Source organism: Aeromonas sp. R7-1, from assembly GCF_040908115.1.
Taxonomy (GTDB): domain Bacteria; phylum Pseudomonadota; class Gammaproteobacteria; order Enterobacterales; family Aeromonadaceae; genus Aeromonas; species Aeromonas caviae.
Genome location: NZ_JBFODD010000038.1, coordinates 1 through 24,301, shown reverse-complemented (window position 1 = coordinate 24,301; position 24,301 = coordinate 1). Strand labels below are relative to the sequence as shown.

Annotated in this window: 24 protein-coding genes and 1 pseudogene; 16 read left to right on the top strand and 9 right to left on the bottom strand. The window is 56.6% G+C overall.

The annotated features are described in order from the left end of the window. Positions 1 to 87: 87 nt before the first annotated feature. From rlmKL to rmf, 5 genes are all read left to right on the top strand, one after another. Complete coding sequence (gene rlmKL, locus AB5Y51_RS09380; RefSeq protein ID WP_042017072.1) at positions 88 to 2,259, top strand: bifunctional 23S rRNA (guanine(2069)-N(7))-methyltransferase RlmK/23S rRNA (guanine(2445)-N(2))-methyltransferase RlmL; 2,172 nt, start codon at positions 88 to 90, stop codon at positions 2,257 to 2,259. Next, entirely contained in the window at positions 2,259 to 2,486 is a 228-nt protein-coding gene (locus AB5Y51_RS09375) for a glutaredoxin family protein (RefSeq protein ID WP_010674762.1), read from the top strand. Before rlmKL ends, AB5Y51_RS09375 begins: the two co-directional genes overlap by 1 nt. Positions 2,487 to 2,558: 72 nt before the next feature. After that, complete coding sequence (locus AB5Y51_RS09370; protein ID WP_041215149.1) at positions 2,559 to 4,469, top strand: ABC transporter ATP-binding protein; 1,911 nt, start codon at positions 2,559 to 2,561, stop codon at positions 4,467 to 4,469. An 8-nt stretch (positions 4,470 to 4,477) separates the two neighbouring features. Beyond that, positions 4,478 to 6,127, top strand: coding sequence for a DUF3466 family protein (locus tag AB5Y51_RS09365; RefSeq protein ID WP_368178331.1), 1,650 nt, complete (start codon positions 4,478 to 4,480; stop codon positions 6,125 to 6,127). A 160-nt stretch (positions 6,128 to 6,287) separates the two neighbouring features. Then, a complete protein-coding gene (gene rmf, locus AB5Y51_RS09360) occupies positions 6,288 to 6,464 on the top strand; it encodes a ribosome modulation factor (RefSeq protein ID WP_010674759.1) in 177 nt (58 codons plus the stop codon). A gap of 79 nt (positions 6,465 to 6,543) precedes the next feature. Here the strand turns inward: rmf and fabA are convergent, their stop codons facing one another. The 3 genes from fabA to AB5Y51_RS09345 form a co-directional block, all read right to left on the bottom strand. Then, the gene (gene fabA, locus AB5Y51_RS09355) at positions 6,544 to 7,104 is read right to left on the bottom strand and encodes a 3-hydroxyacyl-[acyl-carrier-protein] dehydratase FabA (protein ID WP_010674758.1); all 561 of its coding nucleotides are present in this window, start codon (positions 7,102 to 7,104) and stop codon (positions 6,544 to 6,546) included. A gap of 78 nt (positions 7,105 to 7,182) precedes the next feature. Beyond that, positions 7,183 to 9,162, bottom strand: coding sequence for a Lon protease family protein (locus tag AB5Y51_RS09350; protein ID WP_219603620.1), 1,980 nt, complete (start codon positions 9,160 to 9,162; stop codon positions 7,183 to 7,185). An 80-nt stretch (positions 9,163 to 9,242) separates the two neighbouring features. Beyond that, entirely contained in the window at positions 9,243 to 9,605 is a 363-nt protein-coding gene (locus tag AB5Y51_RS09345) for a helix-turn-helix domain-containing protein (RefSeq protein WP_324042009.1), read from the bottom strand. Between the two features lie 125 nt (positions 9,606 to 9,730). Here AB5Y51_RS09345 and AB5Y51_RS09340 point away from each other — a divergent pair, with 125 nt between their 5' ends. From AB5Y51_RS09340 to AB5Y51_RS09305, 8 genes are all read left to right on the top strand, one after another. Further along, complete coding sequence (locus AB5Y51_RS09340; RefSeq protein WP_128342418.1) at positions 9,731 to 9,982, top strand: hypothetical protein; 252 nt, start codon at positions 9,731 to 9,733, stop codon at positions 9,980 to 9,982. After that, positions 9,969 to 11,495, top strand: a complete 1,527-nt coding sequence (locus AB5Y51_RS09335; protein ID WP_324045545.1) for a replication initiation factor domain-containing protein — start codon at positions 9,969 to 9,971, stop codon at positions 11,493 to 11,495. Before AB5Y51_RS09340 ends, AB5Y51_RS09335 begins: the two co-directional genes overlap by 14 nt. 27 nt (positions 11,496 to 11,522) lie before the next feature. Next, entirely contained in the window at positions 11,523 to 11,843 is a 321-nt protein-coding gene (locus AB5Y51_RS09330) for a hypothetical protein (protein ID WP_039040801.1), read from the top strand. Between the two features lie 300 nt (positions 11,844 to 12,143). Beyond that, the gene (locus AB5Y51_RS09325; RefSeq protein WP_151027399.1) at positions 12,144 to 12,359 is read left to right on the top strand and encodes a Flexible pilin; all 216 of its coding nucleotides are present in this window, start codon (positions 12,144 to 12,146) and stop codon (positions 12,357 to 12,359) included. Positions 12,360 to 12,478: 119 nt separating this feature from the next. Beyond that, on the top strand, positions 12,479 to 13,801 hold the full coding sequence (locus tag AB5Y51_RS09320) for a hypothetical protein (RefSeq protein ID WP_368178330.1): 1,323 nt from the start codon (positions 12,479 to 12,481) through the stop codon (positions 13,799 to 13,801). A gap of 3 nt (positions 13,802 to 13,804) precedes the next feature. Then, a complete protein-coding gene (locus AB5Y51_RS09315; protein WP_151027397.1) occupies positions 13,805 to 14,119 on the top strand; it encodes a DUF2523 family protein in 315 nt (104 codons plus the stop codon). 3 nt (positions 14,120 to 14,122) lie between these two features. Further along, the gene (locus AB5Y51_RS09310) at positions 14,123 to 15,337 is read left to right on the top strand and encodes a zonular occludens toxin family protein (protein ID WP_368178329.1); all 1,215 of its coding nucleotides are present in this window, start codon (positions 14,123 to 14,125) and stop codon (positions 15,335 to 15,337) included. A 29-nt stretch (positions 15,338 to 15,366) separates the two neighbouring features. Then, positions 15,367 to 15,606, top strand: a complete 240-nt coding sequence (locus AB5Y51_RS09305; RefSeq protein ID WP_368178328.1) for a hypothetical protein — start codon at positions 15,367 to 15,369, stop codon at positions 15,604 to 15,606. A gap of 200 nt (positions 15,607 to 15,806) precedes the next feature. Here AB5Y51_RS09305 and AB5Y51_RS09300 read toward each other — a convergent pair whose 3' ends face one another. The 5 genes from AB5Y51_RS09300 to AB5Y51_RS09280 form a co-directional block, all read right to left on the bottom strand. After that, positions 15,807 to 16,781 (bottom strand): DUF2971 domain-containing protein, encoded by a 975-nt coding sequence (locus tag AB5Y51_RS09300; protein WP_368178327.1) that lies wholly within the window; start codon positions 16,779 to 16,781, stop codon positions 15,807 to 15,809. A gap of 246 nt (positions 16,782 to 17,027) precedes the next feature. Beyond that, positions 17,028 to 17,438, bottom strand: a complete 411-nt coding sequence (locus tag AB5Y51_RS09295) for a hypothetical protein (protein WP_323945495.1) — start codon at positions 17,436 to 17,438, stop codon at positions 17,028 to 17,030. Between the two features lie 112 nt (positions 17,439 to 17,550). Continuing rightward, a complete protein-coding gene (locus AB5Y51_RS09290; protein WP_201893947.1) occupies positions 17,551 to 17,901 on the bottom strand; it encodes a DUF3653 domain-containing protein in 351 nt (116 codons plus the stop codon). A 191-nt stretch (positions 17,902 to 18,092) separates the two neighbouring features. Then, entirely contained in the window at positions 18,093 to 19,388 is a 1,296-nt protein-coding gene (locus AB5Y51_RS09285; protein WP_042017652.1) for a site-specific integrase, read from the bottom strand. 278 nt (positions 19,389 to 19,666) lie between these two features. Further along, positions 19,667 to 19,972: a YebG family protein gene (locus AB5Y51_RS09280; RefSeq protein WP_039041159.1), complete on the bottom strand. Its 306-nt coding sequence runs from the start codon at positions 19,970 to 19,972 to the stop codon at positions 19,667 to 19,669. 220 nt (positions 19,973 to 20,192) lie between these two features. On the opposite strand from AB5Y51_RS09280, the gene AB5Y51_RS09275 reads away from it, so the two are divergent. The 3 genes from AB5Y51_RS09275 to AB5Y51_RS09265 are packed head-to-tail and all read left to right on the top strand — an operon-like array spanning position 20,193 to position 24,027. Next, the gene (locus AB5Y51_RS09275; protein ID WP_010674754.1) at positions 20,193 to 20,837 is read left to right on the top strand and encodes a paraquat-inducible protein A; all 645 of its coding nucleotides are present in this window, start codon (positions 20,193 to 20,195) and stop codon (positions 20,835 to 20,837) included. Next, the gene (locus AB5Y51_RS09270; protein WP_010674753.1) at positions 20,815 to 21,423 is read left to right on the top strand and encodes a paraquat-inducible protein A; all 609 of its coding nucleotides are present in this window, start codon (positions 20,815 to 20,817) and stop codon (positions 21,421 to 21,423) included. Before AB5Y51_RS09275 ends, AB5Y51_RS09270 begins: the two co-directional genes overlap by 23 nt. Before the next feature lie 51 nt (positions 21,424 to 21,474). Next, positions 21,475 to 24,027, top strand: coding sequence for an MlaD family protein (locus AB5Y51_RS09265; RefSeq protein ID WP_368178326.1), 2,553 nt, complete (start codon positions 21,475 to 21,477; stop codon positions 24,025 to 24,027). Between the two features lie 48 nt (positions 24,028 to 24,075). Here the strand turns inward: AB5Y51_RS09265 and AB5Y51_RS09260 are convergent. Further along, positions 24,076 to 24,301, bottom strand: a pseudogene (locus tag AB5Y51_RS09260) (IS1595 family transposase); the annotation flags it as partial.

Genomic DNA, 24,301 nt, shown 5'->3' with positions numbered 1-24,301 from the left:
GGGAGGGGAGCGTTTGCCGCGCCTCTTGCCGTTTATATGGCGCCTTTGTCCAAGGTTCGAGTGCCGAGCGCGGGCCGATAAGGTATAATGCGGCACTATTTTTATGGCATCCCCGTGAGCGTGATGAAAGAATTTTTTGCAACCTGCCCCAAAGGGCTGGAAAACCTGCTGGCCGTCGAGCTGACCAATCTGGGTGCGGAGCAGGTCCGTGAGACCGTGGCCGGCGTCCACTTCAAGGGCGAACTGGCCATCGGCTACAAGGCCTGTCTGTGGAGCCGCTTTGCCTCCCGTATCGTGCTGGTGCTCTCCGAGTTCCAGATGAACGACGATCTGGACCTCTACCTCGGGGCCCATACCATTCCCTGGGAAGATCACTTCTCCGGTACCGCCACCATCGCGGTGGACTTTACCGGTACCAACGCCTCCATTCGCAATACCCAGTACGGCGCCCTGAAGATCAAGGACGCCATCGTCGATCGCTTCACCAAGCGCGGTCACGTGCGCCCGGATGTGGACAAGAAGTCTCCGGACATTCGCATCATGGCGCACCTTGGCAAAGGCAAGGCCAATATCACGCTGGACTTGTCAGGCCCGGCGCTGCACCAGCGCTTCTATCGCCAGGGCACCGGCGAGGCGCCCCTCAAAGAGAACCTGGCTGCGGCCATGATTGCCCGCAGCGGCTGGGCCGGCGAGCCCATGATGGACCCCATGTGCGGCTCCGGTACCCTGCTGATTGAGGCGGCCTTCATCGCTGCCGACATGGCGCCTGCGCTGCGCCGCGAGCGCTTCGGTTTCGATCGCTGGCTGCAACACGATGGTGAACTGTGGCAGAGCCTGATGATGGAAGCCCAGGTGCGAGCCAAGCGCGGCATGCAGCGCTGCGAGGTGAAGCTGTTCGGTTGCGATGCGGATACCCGGGTCCTGATGAAGGCCCGTGACAACGCCAAGGCCGCCGGCGTGGCCCATCTCATCACCTTCAAGCAGGCCGATGTCACCAAGCTGGAAAACCCGCTGCCGATGCCGGCTGTGGAAGGGGAGAGCCGTCAGGTCGGCATGCTCATCTCCAACCCGCCCTATGGCGAGCGTCTTGGGGAGTTCCCGGCGTTGCTGGAAGTGCATCAGGCCCTTGGCGATGCCCTGCGCCGCGGCTTCCAGGGGTGGAAGGTCACCATTCTCTCCGCCTCTCCCGAACTCCTGAGCTGCCTGCGCCTGCGTGCCGACAAGCAGTATCGCCTGTTCAACGGCGCCCTCGAGTGCCAGCTGCGCAACTACCAGATCGCCCTCGATGCCGTCGCTTCCCAGAAAGAGGTGGCCCAGGACTTTGCCAACCGTCTGCGCAAGAATCTGAAGACCCTCGAGAAATGGGCGAGCAAGGAGAACCTCGATTGCTACCGCCTCTATGACGCGGACTTGCCGGAGTACAACGCCGCCATCGACCGCTATCAGGATTATCTGGTGGTACAGGAGTACGCGGCGCCCAAGGACATTCCCGCCCAGAAGACCCGCCAGCGTCTGCTGGACATGGTGCAGGCCGCCATCAAGGTGACCGGCATGGACGGCGAGAAGGTGATCCTGAAGGTGCGCGAGCGCCAGGAAGGCAAACAGCAGTACCAGAAGCTCTCCGAAGAGCAGCACCGGATGGAGGTGCAGGAGTACGGAGCACGCCTCTGGGTCAACCTCTACGACTATCTGGACACCGGCCTCTTCCTCGACCACCGTCAGACCCGCCGCATGCTGGGCCAGATGGCTCGGGGCAAGCGCTTCCTGAACCTCTTCGCCTACACCGGCAGTGCTACCGTGCACGCGGGGCTCGGCGGCGCCCGCGAAACCACCACGGTGGACATGTCGCGCACCTACCTCAACTGGGCCCAGGACAACATGCGCCTCAACTCGCTGGTGGGCCGCGAGCACAAGTTCGTGCAGGCGGACTGTCTGAAGTGGTTGTCGGAAGCCGACGAGCAGTACGACCTCATCTTCATCGATCCGCCCACCTTCTCCAACTCCAAGCGGATGGACGAGAGCTTCGACGTGCAGCGGGATCACCTGCTGTTGATGCAGCACCTCAAGCGCCTGCTCGCGGCGGACGGCACCCTGGTCTTCTCCAACAACAAGCGCCACTTCAAGATGGACTTGGCCGGCCTTGACGCCATCGGTCTCAAGGCGCAGAACATCACGAACAAGACCCGGCCCAAGGACTTCGAGCGCAACCAGCATATCCACAACTGCTGGATCATCACCCACGCCGAGGCACAAGGCTGATGCTGACCCTGTTTCACACCGACGGCTGCCATCTGTGCGAACAGGCGTGGACGCTGGTGGAACAGGCCGGGATGGCCGCGCAGACCCGCCGCTGCGACATCCTGGAGGAGGAGGCCTGGCTCGAGGCTTACCGGGTGCGCATCCCGGTGCTGCAAGACAGTGCCGGCCGGGAGCTGGGCTGGCCCTTCACCCTGGGGGAGCTGCAAGGCTGGCTGGCACAGGGGTGAGCAGGATTTGACGACAAAACGGGGGCAGATTCACGCTGCCGCCCGTTTTTTCATAAGCAACAAGGAACAAACATGGCTCTTTTGACATTGCACGGCGCGTCCCTGTCGTTCAGTGATTTTCCGCTGCTCGACCATGCCGAGCTCACCATAGAGCGGGGCGAGCGCCTCTGTCTGGTGGGTCGCAACGGGGCGGGCAAGTCCACCCTGATGAAGGTGATTGCCAGCGAACTGCCACTGGACGACGGCCGTCTGGTGTTGCAACAAGATTTGAAAGTGACCCGCCTCGAGCAGGATCCGCCCGCCTCGAGCGAGATCACCGTGTTCGATTACGCCGCAGAAGGGCTGGCCGGGGTAGGGGAGCTGCTCAAGCAGTACCACCATGTCTCCCACGCCCTGGCGCACGACCCTTCCGATGCCAACATTCGCACCATGAGCCAGTTGCAGGAGCAGCTCGACTATCAGAACGGCTGGCAGTACGAGACCCGCATCAATCAGGTGCTGACCCTGCTCGATCTCGACCCTGATGTGACGCTCGACAGTCTGTCTGGCGGCTGGCTGCGCAAGGTGGCTCTGGCCCGCGCCCTGGCGTGTGACCCGGATCTGTTGCTGCTGGACGAGCCGACCAACCACCTGGACATCGATGCCATCAACTGGCTGGAAGAGTTCCTCAAGGACTTTCGCGGCGCCATCGTCTTCATCTCCCACGACCGGGAGTTCATCCACAAGCTGGCGACCCGGATCATCGATCTCGATCGCGGCGTGATCACCTCCTGGCCCGGCAACTACGACGAATATCTGCAAGGCAAGGAGGAGTGGTTGCGGGTCGAGGAGCTGAAAAACGCCGAGTTCGACCGCAAGCTGGCCCAGGAAGAGGTATGGGTGCGCCAGGGGATCAAGGCGCGTCGTACCCGCAACGAGGGACGGGTGCGGGCCCTCAAGGCGATGCGCATGGAGCGCACCCAGCGCCGGGAACTGCAGGGCAAGGCCAAGCTGCAACTGGACGAGGCGGGCCGCTCCGGCAAGCTGGTGTTCGAGACCGAGGGGCTGGGGCTGGACTTTGGTGATCGCACCCTGTTCCAGGGACTGGATCTGCAGGTGCTGCGCGGGGACAAGATTGCTCTGGTGGGCCCCAACGGCTGCGGCAAGTCGACCCTGATCAAGCTGCTGATGGGGCAGCTCGAGGCGAGCCGTGGCTCGGTGCGCCAGGGGACCAACCTGGAAGTGGCCTACTTCGATCAATACCGTGAGCAGCTCGACCCCGAGAAGACGGTGGTGGACAACGTGGGGGAGGGCAAGCAGGAGGTGATGGTTCGCGGCCGCTCCCGCCACATCCTTGGCTACCTGCAGGACTTCCTGTTCGAGCCCAAGCGGGCGCGCACCCCGGTCAAGGCCTTGTCAGGGGGCGAGAAAAACCGTCTACTGTTGGCCAAACTCTTCCTCAAGCCCAGTAACTTGTTGATTCTGGATGAACCAACCAACGACCTGGATGTCGAAACGCTGGAATTGCTGGAAGAGCTGCTCACCGATTACCCGGGCACTCTGCTGCTGGTCAGCCACGATCGCCGTTTCATCGACAATACCGTGACCGGCTGCTGGCTGTTTGAAGGGGATGGTCGGATCAGCGATTATGTCGGGGGCTACGCCGACATGATGGCCACACGAGCCCTGCAGGCCGCCCAACAGACGGCCAAGGCGACCCAGATCAAGGTGGCAGAGCCTGTCGCGTCGGCAGCGGAGCCTGCGAAAAAAACACGAAAACTCTCTTACAAGTTGCAACTGGAGCTGGATAATCTGCCAGCCCGGCTGGAACAGTTGGAAATGGAACTCGATGCCCTGCAGGCCGAGATTAACCACCCCGGTTTCTTCTCCCTGCCAGCAGAGCAGACCCAGCCCAAACTGGATGCATTGAATGCGGCAGAGGCCGCATTGGAACACGCCTTCTCCCGTTGGGAGGAGTTGGAAGCGTTGAAACATCAAGACTAAGGAAGTAGATGAAAAAGCAATTATCCATGCTGGCCATCCTGGTCGGCGCCAGCCTCAACGCGCAGGCGGCACAAAGCTCCTTTTTCACCATCGTCGATGACGAAGTCAAAGGCTATGCCAGCGGGATCAGCGGCGATGCCAACGGCCTCATCGGGCTCAACACCAAGAACAACATGGCGGAATACTTCTCCACCGTGCGGTTTGCCGACTTCCTGGTGGATCGTTTCCGTTTCGAGCAGGGTTGCATGCTCTCCAACTCGGTCTGCAACTCCTTCTGGAGCGACAACTCGGGCTTTGCCTACCAGTGGCGTCGCGACTTCCTGGACAAGGTGGATCAACGCAGCAACCTGGGCTACGTGACCAGCTCCGAGGTTGATGGCCTGGTGACGGCCCTCGGGGATGTCCCGGAGGATCGGGTCGGTTACAAGATGAATGGCAAGCTGCGTACCGCCTTTGCCGTGGTCAATGACGGCAACCCGGTCGAGCTCAAGGATGCGGCCAGCACCCACGGCCTGAGCGTACCCACCTCCATCAAGAAGCTGGACAACGGTCAGTATCTGGTGACCGGTACCGCGGCCAGCGACAAGTATCGCCACAAGGTGGGCGGTGACTTCTACAAGTGGTGTTTCGAGACGGGCAATGACAGCCAGTACGGTGACTTCCGCTACTGCCCCGGGGTCGATACCCAGGCGAGCTTCTGGCTGCTCAACAGCTCGGGCGGGTTCAACAAGCTGATGCAGGCCGGCACCTATGGTCATCAGCGTGACGAGGTGCTGCAAACTGCCTCTGCACTGGGCGTGGCCAAGTACAACGGCACCCTCTACGGCGTGGGCTACAGCTCTACCGGCGAGGTGGGCACCGGTGATCTGGATGGTCGCAACCTCGCCAGCTACTGGACCCTGGATACGGCTGCCGGCACCGTGGGCACCACCAAGATCATCCCGCTGCCGGATGGCGAGCCTGGCAAGGACGATGCCAAGCTGCAACACAGCTGGGCCGTGGCCGTCAACGACAACGGCTACGTGATCGGCAACCAGCGCTATCGCATCAACAAGAGCCAGAACCGCCCGGTGGAGATGTTCCTGTTCAACCTGAGCAAACCGGGTACGGCGGCCAGCCTTCCTCTCCAGGACAAGCCGGTCTCGGGGGCAGGCTCGGAAGCGGCCGCCATCAACGAGCACAACATGGTGGTTGGCTGGCGCGACTCCCGTCACCAGACCCAACCGGTGGTCAATGGCACCAACCGCATGCAGGAAGCCTTCCTGCTGAACGCGGCCGCCCCGGCCAACAGCTGGTATCTGAACGATCTCATCTGTGGCAAGGATGACGCCGGCAACAAGCAGTGTGCCCAGAACGGCAAGTACTATCACATCGCTTATGCCAGCGGCATCAGCAGCGACGGCACCATTGCCGCGACGGCGTATCGCTATGACAGCGAGAGCGACCTCAACAAACGCGCCAACGCCACCGTGGTCGCCGTCAAACTGACGCCGGCCGTGGCGGATTATCAGGGCAATGCCCCGGCCAGCTATGTGGTCAGCAATGCGCCGGTCAACAACCAGACCGGTCAGGATGGTGGCGAGGGCGGTGGTGGCAGCCTGTTCTGGTTGACTCTGCTGGCGCTGCCCTTTGCCTGGCTGCGTCGCTATCAGCGATAAATAAGTGTCATCAAAAATTAATGCAGTTCAGTATCTTGTGTCACAACCCCTGAATAGCATGGAATTTTTTGTTTGACCCTGCCTCCCCCCTGGGGTAAAGATGAAGGCGACCGGTGAAAAACTGGTCGCTTTTTTTGTTCCACGAAGAGGGTCGTAGATGATGAAGAGACAGAAACGGGACCGTCTGGAGAGAGCTCGCGCTCGTGGTTATCAGGCTGGCGTAGTCGGCAAACAGAAAGAAGCGTGTCCGTACCAGTGCCTGGATGCCAGGGGCCATTGGCTTGGTGGTTGGCGCGATGCCATGGAAGGGCGAGGCTCAGGCCTCTTCATGAAGTAACCGATACTTCATCACTCATTACAAAAGGAAAGGGGCCATTGTGGCCCCTTTACGTTGTTCTGCTCACCCAGGAGCAGGATCAGAATGCGGTGGTGTCTTTGAACAGGCCCACTTTCAGATCGGTGGCGCTGTAGATGGGGCGACCATCCACTTCCACGACGCCATCGGCAATGCCCATGACCAGTTTGCGGTTGATGACGCGCTTGAAGGTGATTTTGTAGGTGACCTTCTTGGCCGTCGGCAGGATCTGGCCGGTGAACTTGACTTCACCGACACCCAGCGCACGTCCTTTGCCAGGACCCCCTTTCCAGCCCAGGAAGAAGCCGACCAGTTGCCACATGGCATCCAGGCCCAGGCAGCCGGGCATGACGGGATCGCCGGGGAAGTGGCAGTCGAAGAACCAGAGATCCGGCGTGATATCGAGTTCAGCCAGGATTTCACCCTTGCCGTGCTCGCCGCCATGGTCGTTGATCTTGACGATGCGATCCATCATCAGCATGTTGGGGGCGGGCAGCTGGCTGTTACCTTCACCAAATAATTCGCCACGGCTGCAGGCAAGCAGCTCTTCACGGGTAAAGGACTCTTTGCCTTGTTCGCACAGGGAGAGGCGGGGATCAGTGGTGTCGTTATCTAGGGTCACGCTGTTTATCCTTCATATGGGTCAAAGCCGGGCCAATTTAGCTTACAGATGTTCGCCAAACAACTCCGATCACTTCATTTAACGGCCAAGCAGCCGGTCCAGCAGGCTGCGCAGCAGGCCGCCACTCTTTGTTGCCGTGCCATTGAGTTCGTCCAGTCTCTCCTGGATGCGGCCAAACAGGGTATCCGGCATGTCCGGTTCGCCAGCGACGCAGCCGGTGAGCAGCTCGATAGCCTCTTCCACGTGATCCACCGGGTGGATGTGGAACTGGCCGGCCTCTACTGCCGCGATCACTTCATCAGAGAGGTTGAGCTGCTGGGCGTTGGTGCCGGGCAGCAGAATGCCTTGCTTGCCGGTGAGACCGTGGATCTTGCACACCCGGAAGAAGCCCTCAATCTTCTCGTTCACGCCGCCAACGGCCTGCACATTGCCGAACTGGTCGACCGCACCGGTCACGGCGAAGTGCTGATAGATGGGCTGGCGGGCGAGGGCGGAGAGCAGGGCACACAGGCCGGTCAGGGAGGCGCTGTCACCATCGATCTCGTGGTATGACTGCTCGAACACCAGGTTGGCCGAGAGCGGCGAGGGGTTCTCTGCACCGAACTTGTTGGAGAGGTAGCCGTGGATGATCATCATGGCTTTGGCGTGAATGTGACCGGCGAGCTCCGCCTTGCGCTCGATGTCAGCCACATCGCCATCCCCGAGGTGGACGGTCGCGGTGAGGCGTACCGGCTCCCCGAAGTCATAGGGATGGCCGGCCACCTGGATGACGGAAAGGCCGTTGATCTGGCCAACCTCTTCACCGTCGGTCTGCAGCAGGATCTGGCCGTCGATGACACCCTGATCCGATTGCTCCACCAGATAGTTGAGGCGGTAATCCTGCTCTTCCAGGGCGAGCAGGATATGTTCGTCAGTGACGCAGGTCGCTTCCAGCTCGCGGGCCAGGCTGTCGGCCATGCGCATGATGGCGCCGAGCTGTACCTCGGAGAGGGATAGCCACTCCTGGTGGTCACACAGGCGGCTGGCATGGCGACAGAGGGCGAGGAGGGCACTTGGGGTGAAATCCAGCAGCGCCCAGCGCGCTCGCAGCCAGGCGAGATATTGCAGGAAGGCGGGGAGATCTTCCTCGATGCTCACTTCGGAGACCAGATCGGCACGCAGGAAGATGCGCTCCGCCATGTCCCTGTCCAGCATCTGGAATTCCGCCACGTCCAGCCTGTCACCGACCAGGATCAACTTGAACCGGATGGGGGTCGCCTCCGGGGTGAAGAAGGGCGTCAGCGTCTTGCCTTCCTGATAGGCATTCCAGTCCAGCTCGCCTTTTTGCATGGCGTTCTTGAGCTTGAACCAGAGATGAGGCTGATCCAGCAGCTCATCGAGCTGAAGTACCAGGTAACCACCGTTGGCTTCCCGCAGCAGGCCGGGTTCCAAAAGGTGCTGGTTGGCGTAGACGGAGCCTTGTTCCGTCTGATAGTTGATGGAGCCGAACAAGGTATCCCAGTTCAGGTCGCGGCCGTAGACGACAGGGGCTTGCTGATCCTCATGATGGATCAGCAGGTTGATGAGCACCGGGTGCTGGAACTCGAGGCCCTGGGCGACATGGGCGGCCAGATCGGAGAGGAAATCCACGATCTTGGGGTCGTTGTTCTGTTTGCGGATGATCCGGGTGACCAGCCGTTCGGCGTCGAGATGGTGGCTCATCAGCTTGAGCAGCTCGCCGACCATTTCGCAGAACTCGAAACCCGAGCCCGGTTGCAGGCGCAGCCAGATGGGTTTGAAAGGGTTGTTGAGATTCTCGGTATAACAGAGATCGAACAGGTCGCCATCCTTGCCATTCGAAGAGGCGATCAGGGTCTGGCAGACATTCTCGTAATCTGCACCGGGGAAACCGTTGAGGATCATGACCGGGCAGTCACCATCAAAACTGGCCAGCCGTTTGATACCCGAAATCGCTCTGGGTTGCAGGGCGGCAAACGGAATGGGGTCGAGTTCGCCAAGTGTGGGGAACTGCTCAATCGAGAAAGCGGGTTTTAATTGTTCTGATGTTAATTCAGCCACTTAAGACATCCGGTCGGGGATAGGATCAATTGCCACCATTATACACAGTTCGGTTGAGGGTGACAGAATACCAAGATATTTCATTTAACATAATATACATTATGCGCGGTATGGTCAGGCCCGCTCAGTGGAGACAGAAACACAGCCGCCGCAAGGGCTACCGCCGTGCCAGCTCCTTTCGAATACTTCGCCAGAATATCGTACCAAGCCTGTTTCAGCTCGGGATCCGTGGCCCTGACTGCCGCCAGACTTATCAGCACTTCTTGGACGTCTAGGCCGATTTCCTCGGCAATCTTTTTTGCAGTGGCATCAGTAAGTTGCATCTTCCCAGTGGTGAGGCTGGAGATATGTGACTTGGTAAAACCAAGCTCGGCAGCAACTTGCTGATACTGGCTAAACTTTTTGGCCCTCATATAGGCTTGAATAAGCGCTTTAGAGTCCATGTTTCTGTCTCCTGAGTGGTTAGACAATCGGCCCATCATACTCATTTTCTGCCCAAATGCCTCGGTTGTCAGTGCGCTAATTAACTGACCTAATGTAGTCAGTTCATTAGCTTGCTGACTAACCTATGACCCACTCTAGCCCACAAAACCCGGATCTGCCTGCGCTCATCGAGCGCAAGGTCTATTGGCAGGCAGAGCCGACTGGCGATTACTCCGCCTGCATCGCGGGTCAGGTCGAGATGTTCCGCGACCTGCATGAGCTGCGGGTCTATCTGTCGATGACGTACCCCGATACCGTGTTCGAACTGGTGGAAGTCACCGAGGACACCTGGCGCGGCTTCTATGACCAGGGAGTGTTTTTCGATGACTGGTCATAGCTCCGTGATGCCGATAAATGGGGTTATCGGCAACAAAACCCTGATCGACTATCTGTCCTTCACCTGGGCACCGACTGAGTTGATCCAGATGAAGGAGCTTGCCAAGCAAGGTGCGCTCTTGAAGGCTGTCCCGCGCTTCGATACCAACGTGAAGGCCCTGCAAGCGGCCATTTCTGAACCCCCTGTCGAGGGGCTGCGTTATCTCTGGAAGCGTCCGGTTGGCTTCGCTCCCCTCACCCGTTTTGACAAGGTGACAGAACGCCTGTGCAGCAAGGCCGAACGGCTGGGGGTCTCCCCTACCCCAGCGGTTGAATATGACAAGACCACTGAGCGGTTAAGCCTCCATGGGGTGCCTAAGTCCCCTGCCCCTGTCGTGACGCTATCCATGACCGAAATGATGGAGCGTGCTTTGCATTCCGGTTACAAGGCCCGTGCCGACATTCGTAAGGAGTTGAAGGCGGTCTGCACTGCCCTGCTCAAGTTCTCCGAGTTCGAGGTTGTCGAGGGTGCCAAGTATTGGGAAGCCTACAACGACTTGATCGATTGCTACGGCGTCCAGTTCCTGGATGCCCTCTGCTGCAACGAGCTGGAGCTGTGGTTAGAGGAGCTGAATACCCGCATTGGTGTCCCCATCCCCGAGCCGCGCTTCACGATGCGCCCTCGCCGCTCTGGCCTGCACGGTTACGCCAATTCGGCTGACCTGCTGTGTGACGGCATCCCCTGCGGCCTGATTGGCTGGGGTGCGGCAAACCATGGTTGCATGGTGAGTTTTTCCGGTGTGGGTTGTGCCGCCCTGGATTTCCAGGCTTTGCATGATGTTATCTCTCACATTCCAGGCGTGCGCATCACACGGGTGGATCTCGCCCTGGATGACTACAGCGGCGAGCACATCACCTACCAGGGTGCCATTGCTGGCGCGGAAGCCGGCGAGTTCCATCCCCAGCGGGGCCGCGCTCCGTCCTGGATGAAGATTGAATCGGGCGAGTTCGTGATCACCGAGGTTGCTAAGGGCATCGCCAAGCGCTTTGGCATGGTGCCGACCAAGGGCTGCTCGTTCTACGTGGGCAGCCGCATCAACGGAAAGTGCGCCCGGGTATACGAAAAGGGCAAACAGATGCAGTCGGCAGAGTATCCGAATTGGGTACGCGCCGAAGGCGAGCTGCACAATAAGGACCGCATTATCCCGCTGGACGTCCTGGTAAACCCAGACCCCTATTTTGCGGGGATGTATCCGCAATTTGATAAATGGCTGGCTGCTATCCAGGAAGCGGAAATAAAGCCCGTCAGACTGACCACCTTTAAAAACAAGTTCAAAACGTCCAGGGACAATGCCGTCTTTAATATGTCCCGCATGGCGGGTCGCCTTGTTAATTGGTTAGCGAACATCGAGGGATTATCGCCTGAGAAGATTGTTAACCAATTAACTGCGCACCTGGAAGAAAGTGATATTCCGGCGCGATTAAGAATGCCGCTCCCTCCTGACTTGGACGAGCTGCCTGTATTTTCGACCTAACCAAGGTTCTTCAACGAGGTAATAACTATGTCTATTTTGTCCAGTGTGCTGGTCACTCGCGTGACCCATGGCTACGGTGTTTCTCGCAAGTCTGGCGCTCCGGTGCCTTATGACTTTGCCCAGGTGGAATATCTGGCTCCTGCAAACAACGTCAACAAGCCGGAGTGCAATATCAACTCCTGGGGCTATGAGGTTCGCCAGTTGTCCCTGCGCAATGATGCGCCGACTATCAAGGAAATGGCTGATTGCCCCAAGTTGGTGGCGATTGACCTTATTCTGGAAGCGGATCCCCAGAATCCGACCCGCAACGTTGTTGTTGGCTACCAAGCCTCTAAAAAGCCGCTGTAATCGGCGCGCAACGAGGAGGAGGAGCGAGGGCGCGCAGCGACCGACGACGAGGGCGCAATAATGATTTGCCTGGATATTACCTCCGAAGGATATACCCGCCTTTCAGAGGGGGATTCTTGTAATTACGTGCTCCTGACTGTCCAGGAGCACACAAAACTCACCGATATATCCGACTGGTTCCAGTTTGATATATCACTTGTGGGAATTGCCTTTAGCTCTGGGATTGTTATGTGGGCTTTGGGTTTAAAAGTGGGCGCAATTGCCCGTGTTATTGTAGGTGCAAAAAGAGGATAAACGAGTATGCAAAACTATTTCCGTAATGGCTGTATCGCTCTGAGCTGTTCTATGGCGGCCATGGCTGCAAATGCAGAAGGTGGCAGTGCTGCTGCGGCCGCTGCTGCTGCGGCTCTCGATACCGCTAAATCCGATGTGGATGCGACCGCGCCGAAAGTCATGTTGGTGGTGGCGACTGTTGTCGGCGTCGTCATCCTGATCGGCCTGATGCGCAAAGCTTAATCGTGTCTTTGCTCATCGGGACGCTATGGTTCCTGTTCTTTGTTGAAGGTTACAGGGCAACGTTTTCCATATGACACAAGGCGGCTTCGGTCGCCTTTTTTATTGGGGGTCGCGTGAGAGTGCTTTATCTGCTGTTCCTGGTACCGCTGGGGGCGTTTGCGAGCTGTCCGGCAGGGCTCAAGCTGTCCAGTGTACCAATTAGCACTGAGCTGCCTTACTGCGTGAAATGGGAGACGTCCAGCCTGGGAGGCTGCGAGGTGGCTTGTCCTGGTGTCTGCGTTGAGGTGCCTGCTTCGGGCACCAAGGGGCCTATTGAGACGACAGGCGGCGAGTGTACCCTTGGCGGTGGCGGTAGTGGCGAAACTGGTGGCGGTGATAACGGCGGCGGTAATACAGGTGGTGCGCCATATTATTATCCCTTTAAAGACCAAATTAGCCCTATTGGTGTTGGTGGTCATGATCAAGAGGCCACTACTGCGGCTTTAAAGCAGATTGATGAGGATTTGCGTTGGACTGCTATTAAATTATATGGTCAGGGTGAAGCATCGCTTGCCACATTTAAGGATTTTGGTCGAGACCTGAGAAAAGTTACTGATGCGCTGACCACTCAAATTAACAGCTCTGAACAAGTTGGCTTAATTAATAATCAGATGCTTTCGACGCTCAATAGGTCTGAGGATGCGTTGCGGGAATTAACCAATTGTGTGGTAAACCCTCTTGCCAATGGTTGCGGTCATTTAACTGGTTCTAGTAGTGGTGCAGTTTCTACGGCTGATTTATCGGCAATTAAAGGCGATGTTGCCTCTCTTAAAGCGATGCAGCAATCGGCCATGTCAACCCTGGGCTCTATTGGTGGCAATACAAGCTCCATGTCATCCAATATAGGGAATATGCTTGGTGCTATCGGGAGTCTTCAAGGCTCGGTTAATTCGGTTAACTCCAATATTTCTAGCCAGTCTGGTTATTTAAGTCAGATGAATGACAATCTTTACGGCATCAAGTACATGCTCCAGGATGGTTTAAAGAATGGCTGGGGAAACTCTGGCGGTGGGCAAGGTGGGTCTGGCGACTTTAATATTGATTATTCTCAAATGCCTGGTTCGGGATCCAATCCTTTGCATGTTGCGGGCTCTGAGTATAATTCAACGCTTTGCTCGGGTGACGCTAGTTGTGCCTTTGACCTGGAACAGATAACAAAGAAATATGATGAAGAGAAGGAGGCGTTAAAAAGTCAGTATCTGGCTATTAAAGGCGAGATGGCCGACATATTCAGGTTTGATTTTTACGGTTCGGCATCTGTTCCCAAGTGCTTCGATATGTTTTCCTTGTTTGGCAATGATTACCAAGTGTGCCCCAATGTTGGCGGGTATTGGGAAATATTGCTCGCGCTGATGTTGTTTATTTTCTACTTTATTGCTTTCATGATTGTTGCGAAGAGGTGAGCGATGGAATGGCTAGGTGATTTATTCAGTGGTTTGTTTCAGGATATATACAATCTTGCGGTCCAGGTAACGGCATGGATTTCGGTGAAATTCGCTATTCAGTGGATCCAGTTTAAATTGTTCATGTTGGTGTTTTCATGGGATGTTGCCAGGGAAATCCTGATAAACCTGCAATTCAGTGATTTGATATCGACTTCGTTTAATAGTCTTCCTGCATCTGTGCGGGATATATTGCTCTATCTGCAATTTGATAAGGGTATGTCTGTTATCACTCAGGCGTTTGTGACGCGCTTTCTACTGAATATATTCGGGTGGTGATCTATGTCGATTAAAATCCATCACGGTGCGCCAGGGTCATATAAATCAAGCGGTGCTATTCACACCGATGTGATTCCCGCCATCAAAGAGGGACGCTATATCATCACTAACGTGCGCGGTTTCTCTGTTGAGCGCTGCCGTGAGGTGCTGGGGAATGATGTGCCAGAGGGGTTTGAGGTGCTCTATGTCGAGACGGAATCCCAGGAAGGGCGTGATCATTTGGCGCGGTTTTACCACTGGGCTCCCAAAGGGGCGTTCTTCCTGGTTGATGAGGTGCAGCGGGTATTTCCGCCAGCATGGCGCCAGAGTGACCTGGATAAACTCAATTATCCAGGTGGGCCGGATAAGGCCAAAGAGGATGGCCGACCGGAAACTATCGACGTGGCCTTTGATATGCACCGTCATCACAACTGGGATTTCGTATTAACGACCCCGAACATCAAAAAGGTTCACCAAGTTATTCGGTCGGCTGCTGAGACTGCAATTCGGCATACCAATATGGCGATATTGGGGATTGGTGGCCGTTATAAGACCGTTCTTCACCTTTCCGACAATTCCGGCACATCCATGTCTGATGTGCTGCAAGCCAAGCCATTTAATAAGGTGCCCAAGTATGTTTTCAAGCTTTATGACTCGACTACAACCGGTAAAGTCTCGGATACAATCGCGGGCAGCTCGATGCTGCGAGACCCTAAAATACTTTTTGTTCTGGTCGTTTGGGGACTCTGTGTTTTCTTTGGTTTCATCAAGCCTCAATATATTGACTCGCGTCCTGAAACCTCTGTGGTGGCTTCTGCGCCCGTTGATGCCGCTTCTTCGGTTCCTGGGCAAGTGGGTGCTGCGACCGCTGCTAATGTACGTCCTAGTGGCGCTCCTGCTGCGGATGCTGCTGGCGTCTTTGCTGTAGGCCCGTTCGCCGGATACCGGATGATCATCAACTGCCATGTGCTGACCAAAAGTGATCGAGACGTCTACAACGTCGAATATTGCTTTGCGCTGCGGAAGGGGGACGACGAGCAAGCCATCTATGCCGAGGAGTGGCCGCAATTCTTCGTCGATTTGAAGCCCATGACGGCGTGCCATGCGGTTATCCAGTACCAGGGGCAGCCAGTGGACGTTTATTGCGACCCTGACGGGGATGCTTTGCGTAAGCGGGTCAATGGTGCGCTCTTTGCTGGTGCCAAGAATGACGGGGTGCCTAACGATGACCGGACATAAATACATCGCTGGATCTAATGGGGGTTGCCGTGATTGGCATCATCGCTATCTGCATTGATATTGCCATCCTGATAGCCATAGGGAGCAATCCTGGCTATTCCGCCGAGGCTCGTTGGGCCTGTGTTGCCCTTGTGGTGCTGTTCTCGCTGCCTCCCCTGCTCTGCCTCTTTGGGGGCTACCTTATCGAGCTGGAGGTGAAGTGGCAGCACCACTGCCGGGCAAAACGCCGTGCTCGATCTGCTGCCGCTTGCGTTAAGGATGGCCGCTGACCATTACATATGGTGAGCTGCGCGAACCATGATAAACGCCCTGCCGCAGGGCGCTTGCGTCCCGAGGACCTATGCCCCCCAGGTGTCTGCCTCCCTGGGGTGATTCACGGCATTGAGCGCCTCCGCTGAAATAACCCCCTTCCCTGCTAAACCGGCGTTGGGCTTTCCTAATCTGAATGAGGAAAATAGCGGATGTGTTTTTATTGGGTATCAAACATGCTTGATGTTATTTTGATTGGTATTAGTTCAAATCTCTTCTTTGATAAATGAAATTGATACAATTCATATTTATCATGGAGTTTATCATAATATGGTTTGATAATTTTTTTATCTACCTTACACCCAAAATATATAGATTTTATTGCATTTTCATCTATATTTATTAAGTGTATTGCGTCCTTGGATGATTGTAAAGCTGCGCATACCACTGAGTTGATTTTATCGCTATTGATAATGTATTTGTTTGGGGTTTGGGTTTTTGAAATATAGCCTTTCGCTAATTGATTACTGATGAGCTGTTGATATGTCATGTGCTCACTTATATTGACCTTTGATTTTGAAGGGCTAAGTTCATTATCAATTTTTGCGTTATCACTAGTCACAATGAGTGTATTTGCCTTAATGTATGGGATAATGCATCGATGTTCTTTTTCATATATCCACTCGTCACTTTTTTTGAATAAATGATTTATTGTTGCATTCTTGCTGAGCGTTTTTATATCGGTATCTGTGTACCCAAATGATTCAAATCTTAAATTGTCATAATTTATTTTTTTAGGTGAATTCAAAAGCAGTAAAAACATTTTTTCTTTTTCTGTTAGATCATCTAATTGCACATGTTCTAATACACTTCTATTGTAGCCGATACAGATCCCATTATGTTGATTTGAATAGTGTGCCCACATGAGGCTATTTCTAGGCGTTTCAGAAAAAGACACAATTCCATTCAAAGATAGCATCATGTTTATGCCCTTTTCACATGCATTTACTCCTTTATTTACCGTGTTTTCATCTAGTCCTATTTTTTCTAGGAACTCCTTAATGGATGACGCTATGTTTTCACATGCGTCATATTCAAAAGGATCATTCAAATATACGGTAGGAGATAGCTTTATAGTTGGTTCATCAAAATAGCTTAAAGGTAACAAGCTCGTATATTTGTAAAAAATGTCCATTTTTTTTATGCCCTGCATTATGATTGTTGACCCCCGTATAGTAATACGGGGGGAATTCGTTTCACAGAGCCTGATGACACCACGGATCACATCTTTAGTGGTTTGTGCTGCGCTCCAGCGTACCTGGTCAGGCTTTCACGACATATCATGCTGCGCCCATGAAAAAGGGGGCTTGCGCCCCCTGCCCTACCCTGTCTAGCTTCTTCCGCCATCCTTCCTGGGCAGTTCCCCAGGTGGATGCGGTATTCATGCTTGGTCGACTGCGGATAGCCTCAGCTCTTCCATCAACCAAGTCATGGCGTCCTCCTGGTTCTTGAAGGTTCTGACATTCTGCTGCTTTATGTTGGGTACTCGCTCAATCGCTATGTCGTGTAGTACCTGGGATCTGATGACATGAGCTTTAGCGACCATCTTCTGACCGTTGAGCCAACCATTGAAGTCATTAGCTGTACTGAGAGCCTCATCGGTGCCGCCTTCGTAGCTTCTTGTATCGACAAGGAAGCAGAACGGATGACCGTCAAGGCTGGCGATGAGGGTCTTGATGCTGTCAACCCAAATCCTGCACCCCTCCGAGTTGAACGCCCCTATCAGTTGGCTTTGGATCACTTGTTCAGAAATGCTGGAGATATGTTTGCCATGAGCAATAACGGGCCCCATCCGAACTTATTCCCATGTTTTTATGTGTATGTTGAATTATCTTGCATTCAACTGAAAACGTTTGCAAGCCTGTCTAGGTCAGGAAAAAGGGGGCTTGCGCCCCCTCCCCTGTCTACTGGATGCCTAGCTTCTTCCGCCAGTGGAAGGCTTCCCTCTGCTTCTCTGACAGCTCGGCCTGGATGATGGCCAGCGCCTCGATCCTCCTCCTGTCGAACATGACGCCATTCGGTGCGATCAGGCAGTCATTCTTCATCCGCCATCCCTGCCACTCCTTGAAAATCGTGGGCAGCTCCCGCCCAGATGCCATACGCATAAGCCGTTTATAGACAGGTGGGATCTCTTTACCCTTATCCCAATTTGTGACCTGCCTCACAGAAACGAAACATAGATTTGCCGTCTCCTCTTCCGATAAACCGCATTCAAACCAACGAAAAATGAAGTTTTTGGTCAACTCTCGTTCCATCCAAGTAAATACCTGATAAACCAGCAAAATTGCGTGGGCTGGCTTATCGGCGGGCTTCACATGGGCATTTAACCAAACGCGACATTATGCGCAGTGTCGAATTAATGAGTCACAGGGCATGGTCAATCAAGGATTGCCTTTAGGTCCCGCGTCTTGGTTATGAGTGCAGTTTTATTGTTTACCACTGGTTATCAATCATATGTTCGGTCCTGGTCGAGCAAGTGATCCAGCGGCTTGCGGCTGGCACTCTCGTGACGTTCCCGGTTACCGGTGTGCAGGTACTTGGAGGTGGTGTCGATGCTGTCGTGTCCCGCATCGGCTTGTACGTGGGATAAAGGCCGTCCGTGCAGATTGATGTCATGGGTGATGCCGGTGTGACGAATGGAGTGCGGCGTCAGGGTTCGCATTTCAGCAGCATCCTGATCAAAACCATCTTGTTCGGCAAGGCTTGCGGCCTGTTCAAATACCGCCATTACCAGGTCTCGTAGCTGGCGGATACCCAGATTGGCATTGAGTTCGCCTTGTTCGCGGCCATGGGCCGCCGCCTTGTGGCGTACGAACAGCGGGGTCTGCTCTCCGGGGGCCGGCAGTGGCGAAAGGCCAAGAAAGGTACGATAGCGAGCCAGGGCTTCGAGCAGAGCCTGAGAAACGGCCACGGTGCGACGTTTACCGCCTTTGCTGCGGGGAATGTCATAACCCCAGACGCCCGTTTTGGCGTCACGTCGAAACTGGCCCATGACGGGGCTGAAACCCGGCCTGGCCGCCACCTCGGAAATCCGCAGATAACAGGCATACATCAGACAGATGAGAAAGCGGCTGCGCTCATGTTGTGCCGGGCATTCGGCAGCGAGCTGTTCGGCGGCTTGCATCACATAAGACCATTGCAGCTCAGTGAAGGATTGCGCGTCTTCACCAGCCTCCTGGGGGCCCGCACGTTTAACCCGCTGCAGCAGGAGAGCCGGATTGCGATCCATGTACTCCTCCTGAATGAGAAACTGGAAGAAGGCGGACAAAATGGCGAGTTTTGTCTTCATCGCCTGCTCACTCAGTCGATACGGCAGCTCCCGGCCCAGTTCCCGCTTGCCCAGAAACGGACGCCACAGGGGGTTTGGCAACCGTTCCCCCCACTCCTTGTCGAGCACGAACTGGGCGACGTTGCGATAGGCAATCAGTCCGGACGGTGGCGCCTGGCAATAGTCGAGATAGCGCATCATGATGCGCCTGGTGAGATCCCTGGGGCTGATGGCCACCTCGCAAAAACACCAGTGCAAAAAAGTGGTCAGCTCACTGCGATAGGTCTTGTAGTTGTTTTCGCTGTGGCGCTGCTCCAGCAGCCAGTCGACGGCCAGCTCATACACGATCCCCGCGTCGGGGACCTTGCCAAGACTCAGGGTGGCGAGGTATTGGTTGACCTGGGGATTGCCCGCCTCAAGGTGCTCCACGCTATCGAACAGCGGCATGGCGGGTGGAAGTGCTGGATGAGTCATGATGGTGTGTGATGTCGGTTGAATGTTTTGAACGGGGCCGCCCCCCTGATGCCGATAAATGGGGTTATCGGCATCAGGGCTTGCAGTGCGCCTTGGGGGCAACGACCTGAGGCATCTTGCTGTGATACCCCATGATAACGAGCAATCGGCATATTCAATGAATATGCAGTGTGGTTGGAAAATCCTCGGGGAAAATAGTCGTGAAAATGACTTAAGTTGCACTTTTCATGAATGAGATAGCGGGTTCTGCCTCACATCCCCTTCCCCGCCCTTTCGTCTCAAGCCACGCTCTTCAGGGGCTTCCCCTTTGGCAGTTCAGTATCCAGCTTGTCTTCTTTGGGGGGATTCCCCTGCCCTTTTCCACCGCGCAATACCTGCTGCAACTGATCCCGCTGCTCGGCCAGATAAAAGGCCAGACTCTCCTGCTGCTCCGGTGCAAGCGCGACCGGCGCACCCGCCAGCAGTGTCATCAGCTCATCGGCGGTGTCCAACAGTTTGTCATAGGCATCCGCCTCTTTCTTGCTGGCAAAGGTCATCTTCTCCACTCCCCCACGTACCACAACATACTTGATCTCAACGGCCATCGCGGCGCCCTCCTGATGATAGTGATTGCAAGTATATGTACGTATATACAGTATTGCAAATACCCTCAGCATGTCGCCATGCATCGCCAGCCCCTGCTTGGCTGGCGGCGGCCAGTTCACAGCGGAAAACACGTCTTTTCAAAGGGGGGTGTGCAGCGCGGCAAGACAGGGCAGGCGTTTTAAGGTAAATTTCATCAATTCCTTCAACAGGTTGAATCGTATGTCGGATCCGCACTCGGTGATTGTCTGTCCGGCCTGTGACTTGCTGATCGAACGCAAGTTGCTGCCGCTGCGCCGTCACGCCCATTGCCCCCGCTGTCATCAGCATCTGTATGGGCGCTATGCCTTTCGCCCTTCCCAGTTGATGGCGCTGACCATCACCGGATTCCTGTTGCTGCCTTCCGCGTTTTTTGAGCCTTTGATCTATCTTCGCCTGGCGGGCGTGAACTCGGACGCCAACCTGATCAAGGGAATTATGATGCTGTATGCCGAGAGCGAGCTCTGGGTGGCAACACTGGTGCTCTGGTGCGCCGTGCTGGCGCCGACAGGGCTGCTGCTCGGGATCTTTGCCCTCGCCTCCGGCCTAGCCAAGCGCTGGCATCTGCTGGCGTGGACCCTCAAAGCGGTCGAGGTATTTCGCCACTGGGCCATGCTGGAGGTGTACATCGTCAGCCTGCTGGTCGCCCTGTTCAAGCTTATCGACATCGCCGACGTGCGCCTGGGAGGCGGTCTGCTGAGCCTGGGTTGCCTGATGCTGCTCAACATGACGCTGCTGATCCTCTTTGATCCTGCCCCTTACTGGGAGCGGATTCCGCTGCAACACGCCTCCCGGGAGCCGGACCATGTCCCCGATCAGCGCCCGTGAACTGGGGCTTTGCCGCTGCCATACCTGCGGGTTGCTGGTGCGCCATCAACACGGCATGAGCTGCCCTCGTTGTCACACTCCCTTGCAGATGCGCATCCCCCATTCCCTCGCCTGGTCATGGGGCCTGCTGGCGCTGGCCACCTTCATGTTGTTGCCTGCGAACCTGCTGCCCATCACCCACTTCTACAACAAGGGATTATTGCAGTCCGATACCATTTTCAGCGGTATCATGGCGCTCTATCGCAGCAAGATGTCCGGCATCGCTACCATAGTGCTCACCGCGAGCATCATCGTGCCCATCGGCAAGATCCTGGGCCTTGGCTGGATCTGCTGGCAGTTGCAGCGCAGCAAGCCGGTGCGCCGCAAACGCCAGCTCGTCATGTACCGCATCATCGATTTCATCGGACGCTGGTCCATGCTGGACCTGTTCGTCATCTCGCTGATGGTGGCCCTGGTGGATCGCGGCGTGCTGCTCAACGTGCGTGCCGGCCCCGGGGCGACGGCGTTCGCCGGCGTGGTCGTGCTTACCATGATGTCGGCCAGGATGCTCGATACCCGCCTGTTGTGGGACAAGGCGGCCCGTTAATGTTTTTTGTGTCGAACGTGCTGTGCATCACAGCCAATGTAAGGAGTCGGTATGGTCGGGGCTGAGCCCGTCATTGAGAAGCACCGCTGGTTATCCCCGGTCTGGTTGCTGCCCTTCATCGCCCTCTTGCTGGCGGGAGGCTTTCTCTACCAGCAGTGGACGAGCAGTGGTCAACTCATTCGCATCAACTTTGCCCAGGGCAACGGTATCTTGCCGGGCAAGACCCAGTTGCGCTATCAGGGGGTCGCCATCGGCGTGGTCCAGGAGCTGGAACTGGCACAGGATGGTCGCAAGATTGCGGTGCTGGCCAAGGTGGACAGCCGTGCCCGCTCCCTCATACGCAAGGGCTCCGACTTCTGGCTGGTGAGTCCGAAGGCGTCACTGACCGAGATCTCCGGCCTGGACACCCTGGTGTCCGGCAACTACATCAACCTGCAACCCGGACGGGAGAACAACCCGCTGGAGGATGAGTTCGATGCCCTGGATGGCCCTCCCCCCGGTTATCAGGCCCAAGGGCGAACCCTGCACCTGACAGCCGATTCTCTGGGGTCGGTGGGCATCGGCGCCAAGATCTATTTCCGCGGGCTGGAGGTGGGCAGTGTCATCAACACCCGTCTTGGGGAAGATAACCAGAACGTGATCCTGGATCTGGTGATCGAGCCGCGCTTCGAGCACCTCGTCAAGGCGGATACCCGCTTCTGGAACATCAGCGGCATCAAAGGCTCCTTCAGCCTGGCTGGCGTCAGCGTGGAGGCGGGCAGCCTCACCTCCATCCTGAGCGGCGGCATTGCGTTTGACTCCCCCAAGGATTCTCCCGTGGCGCAAAAGGGGGTCAATTTCATCCTCTACAAGGGGCTGGCCGAGGCCGCCCGGGGTGAGCGCATCACCATCCAGGCGGGGACTCTGCCCATCAAGGAAGGGATGCCCATCCTCTATGAGGGCATCGAGATTGGACGCATCGACCCCATTCGTCTGACCGAGCAGGGGCGAAGCGTGACGGCCCTCATCAACCCCGAGCAGGCGTTCCGGGTGACCGGCAAGAGTCGCCTGGTGTGGGAGACGGTCTCTCTCTCCCCTGCCGGGATCAAGCATGCGGATCGCCTGCTGGCCGGGCCCGCCATTCGTCTGGACTATGAACCCGGTGAACGGGTCAACACCATGACCCTGGAGAGCCAGGCACAGCGCGGCGGCATCAAGCTGACCCTGCAGGCAGAGGATCTCGCCGGTTTGAGCGAAGGGGCTCCGCTCTGGTTCAAGGGGTTGCAGATAGGTCAGCTCGGGGCACTGACCCTGGATACCGGCGGCAATGCCAGTGTCGAGCTGCTGGTGAACGAGCGTTATCGCCATCTGTTGCAACGGGCTCGCTTCTATCGCGCCGCCCCCTTGCAGGTGGAGGCGGACCTCAGCGGTATCAAGGTGGAGACCAGCCCGGCCAGTGCCTGGTTGGCGGGGGGCATCAAGCTGGTACAGGCTGCGAAGGGTGACAGGATTGACCGCCTCTACCCCAGCCAGGAGCTGGCCCTGCTTGGGAGCCGCCATGCCAAAGCGGTCAGCTGGACGCTGCGTGCCGCTCAGGCTGATGGTATCGGTGTGGGCTCCCCCGTCTTCTACCTGGGACTGGAAGCGGGCAAGGTCAAGGCGCTGGATGCCGATGGTCGCGGCGTGGCCATCACCCTGGAGATCGATGCCATCTATGCTCCTTTGCTCAAGCAGCAACCCCAGTTCTGGAAGAAGGCCGCCATCGACGGCAAGATCCGGCTCGACGGCGTGCAGGTCAAGATGGGGAACCTCGCCACCCTGCTGCGTGGTGCCATCGAATTCGACAAGCTGGGGACAGGTCGCAGCAGTCATCAGCTCTTTGACAGCAAGGAGCAGGCAAGCTCCCAGGTGCGCACCCTCACCCTCACGGCAGATCACAACCCGGGTCTCGGGGTCGGCAGCCCCATCCGCTATCGCGGAGTGGACATCGGCAAGGTGGAGCAGGTGGAACTGGACCCGACCCTGGGCCAGGTAAGCTTCAAGGCCGAGCTGAATGAGCAATATGCCGCGCGCTTCCTGCAATCCGGGGCGCGCTATGCCCTGGTGCAGGCCAAGGTCGGGCTGGGGGGCGTTGCCCACCTCGATACCCTGATCAAGGGGGCCTTTGTGGAGGCGACACCGGGCCGAGGGGCTGGCAAGGAGACCTTCCCCTTGAGCCAGAGTGGCCCCGCCGGTCTTGCCCTGACCCTCAAGAGCCCCTCCGTCGATGGCATCAGCGTGGGCAGCCCCCTGCTGTTTCGCAAGATGGTGGTGGGCAGCGTCACCGGCGTGACCCTGGCCCGGGATGGCAGCGAGGTACTGATCGATGTGAATGTGGATGGACAGTACGCCCATCTGATACGCGCCAACAGCCGCTTCTGGAATGTCTCCGGGGTCAAGGCCGATATCGGGCTGACCGGTGGCACCATCGAGGTCGAAACGGTGCAAAGCCTGCTGGCGGGCGGGATTGCCTTCAATACGCCGGAGCGGGAGATGGGCGCGACCGTCAAGGCGGGCCATCGTTATCCGCTTCATGCCAAGGCGGAAAAAGAGTGGCTGGAGTGGAGTCCCCGCATCTTGCCCTGAGTTATTCCCCTGCTCGTCAAAAACCGGCCTTGTGCCGGTTTTTTTAGGCTATGTCCCAATTACGTGTTGCATCGGGTGCCCTAGCGCCTCATGCAAACACATCTTGGTATTTACCTCCCTGCCGTAACGTTCCAGCATCCTGCGCCAGCCCAGATAATTCCTCAGGTAGTGGGTTGCGACTCCATGGAATCGTTCCATCCACTCCTTCAACCGCCGGTGATATCCGTTCACATGCTGGATGTGGTATGCCCCAATGACTCGCTCACCTCGACGG

What these genes read in the sequence shown, in the direction of transcription:
- rlmKL (WP_042017072.1), top strand. Translation starts at nt 88, where the DNA reads ATGCGGCACTATTTTTATGGCATCCCCGTGAGCGTGATGAAAGAATTT.
- AB5Y51_RS09375 (WP_010674762.1), top strand. Translation starts at nt 2,259, where the DNA reads ATGCTGACCCTGTTTCACACCGACGGCTGCCATCTGTGCGAACAGGCG.
- AB5Y51_RS09370 (WP_041215149.1), top strand. Translation starts at nt 2,559, where the DNA reads ATGGCTCTTTTGACATTGCACGGCGCGTCCCTGTCGTTCAGTGATTTT.
- AB5Y51_RS09365 (WP_368178331.1), top strand. Translation starts at nt 4,478, where the DNA reads ATGAAAAAGCAATTATCCATGCTGGCCATCCTGGTCGGCGCCAGCCTC.
- rmf (WP_010674759.1), top strand. Translation starts at nt 6,288, where the DNA reads ATGAAGAGACAGAAACGGGACCGTCTGGAGAGAGCTCGCGCTCGTGGT.
- AB5Y51_RS09345 (WP_324042009.1), bottom strand. Translation starts at nt 9,605, where the DNA reads ATGGACTCTAAAGCGCTTATTCAAGCCTATATGAGGGCCAAAAAGTTT.
- AB5Y51_RS09340 (WP_128342418.1), top strand. Translation starts at nt 9,731, where the DNA reads ATGACCCACTCTAGCCCACAAAACCCGGATCTGCCTGCGCTCATCGAG.
- AB5Y51_RS09335 (WP_324045545.1), top strand. Translation starts at nt 9,969, where the DNA reads ATGACTGGTCATAGCTCCGTGATGCCGATAAATGGGGTTATCGGCAAC.
- AB5Y51_RS09330 (WP_039040801.1), top strand. Translation starts at nt 11,523, where the DNA reads ATGTCTATTTTGTCCAGTGTGCTGGTCACTCGCGTGACCCATGGCTAC.
- AB5Y51_RS09325 (WP_151027399.1), top strand. Translation starts at nt 12,144, where the DNA reads ATGCAAAACTATTTCCGTAATGGCTGTATCGCTCTGAGCTGTTCTATG.
- AB5Y51_RS09315 (WP_151027397.1), top strand. Translation starts at nt 13,805, where the DNA reads ATGGAATGGCTAGGTGATTTATTCAGTGGTTTGTTTCAGGATATATAC.
- AB5Y51_RS09310 (WP_368178329.1), top strand. Translation starts at nt 14,123, where the DNA reads ATGTCGATTAAAATCCATCACGGTGCGCCAGGGTCATATAAATCAAGC.
- AB5Y51_RS09300 (WP_368178327.1), bottom strand. Translation starts at nt 16,781, where the DNA reads ATGGACATTTTTTACAAATATACGAGCTTGTTACCTTTAAGCTATTTT.
- AB5Y51_RS09295 (WP_323945495.1), bottom strand. Translation starts at nt 17,438, where the DNA reads ATGGGGCCCGTTATTGCTCATGGCAAACATATCTCCAGCATTTCTGAA.
- AB5Y51_RS09290 (WP_201893947.1), bottom strand. Translation starts at nt 17,901, where the DNA reads ATGGAACGAGAGTTGACCAAAAACTTCATTTTTCGTTGGTTTGAATGC.
- AB5Y51_RS09285 (WP_042017652.1), bottom strand. Translation starts at nt 19,388, where the DNA reads ATGACTCATCCAGCACTTCCACCCGCCATGCCGCTGTTCGATAGCGTG.
- AB5Y51_RS09280 (WP_039041159.1), bottom strand. Translation starts at nt 19,972, where the DNA reads ATGGCCGTTGAGATCAAGTATGTTGTGGTACGTGGGGGAGTGGAGAAG.
- AB5Y51_RS09275 (WP_010674754.1), top strand. Translation starts at nt 20,193, where the DNA reads ATGTCGGATCCGCACTCGGTGATTGTCTGTCCGGCCTGTGACTTGCTG.
- AB5Y51_RS09270 (WP_010674753.1), top strand. Translation starts at nt 20,815, where the DNA reads ATGTCCCCGATCAGCGCCCGTGAACTGGGGCTTTGCCGCTGCCATACC.
- AB5Y51_RS09265 (WP_368178326.1), top strand. Translation starts at nt 21,475, where the DNA reads ATGGTCGGGGCTGAGCCCGTCATTGAGAAGCACCGCTGGTTATCCCCG.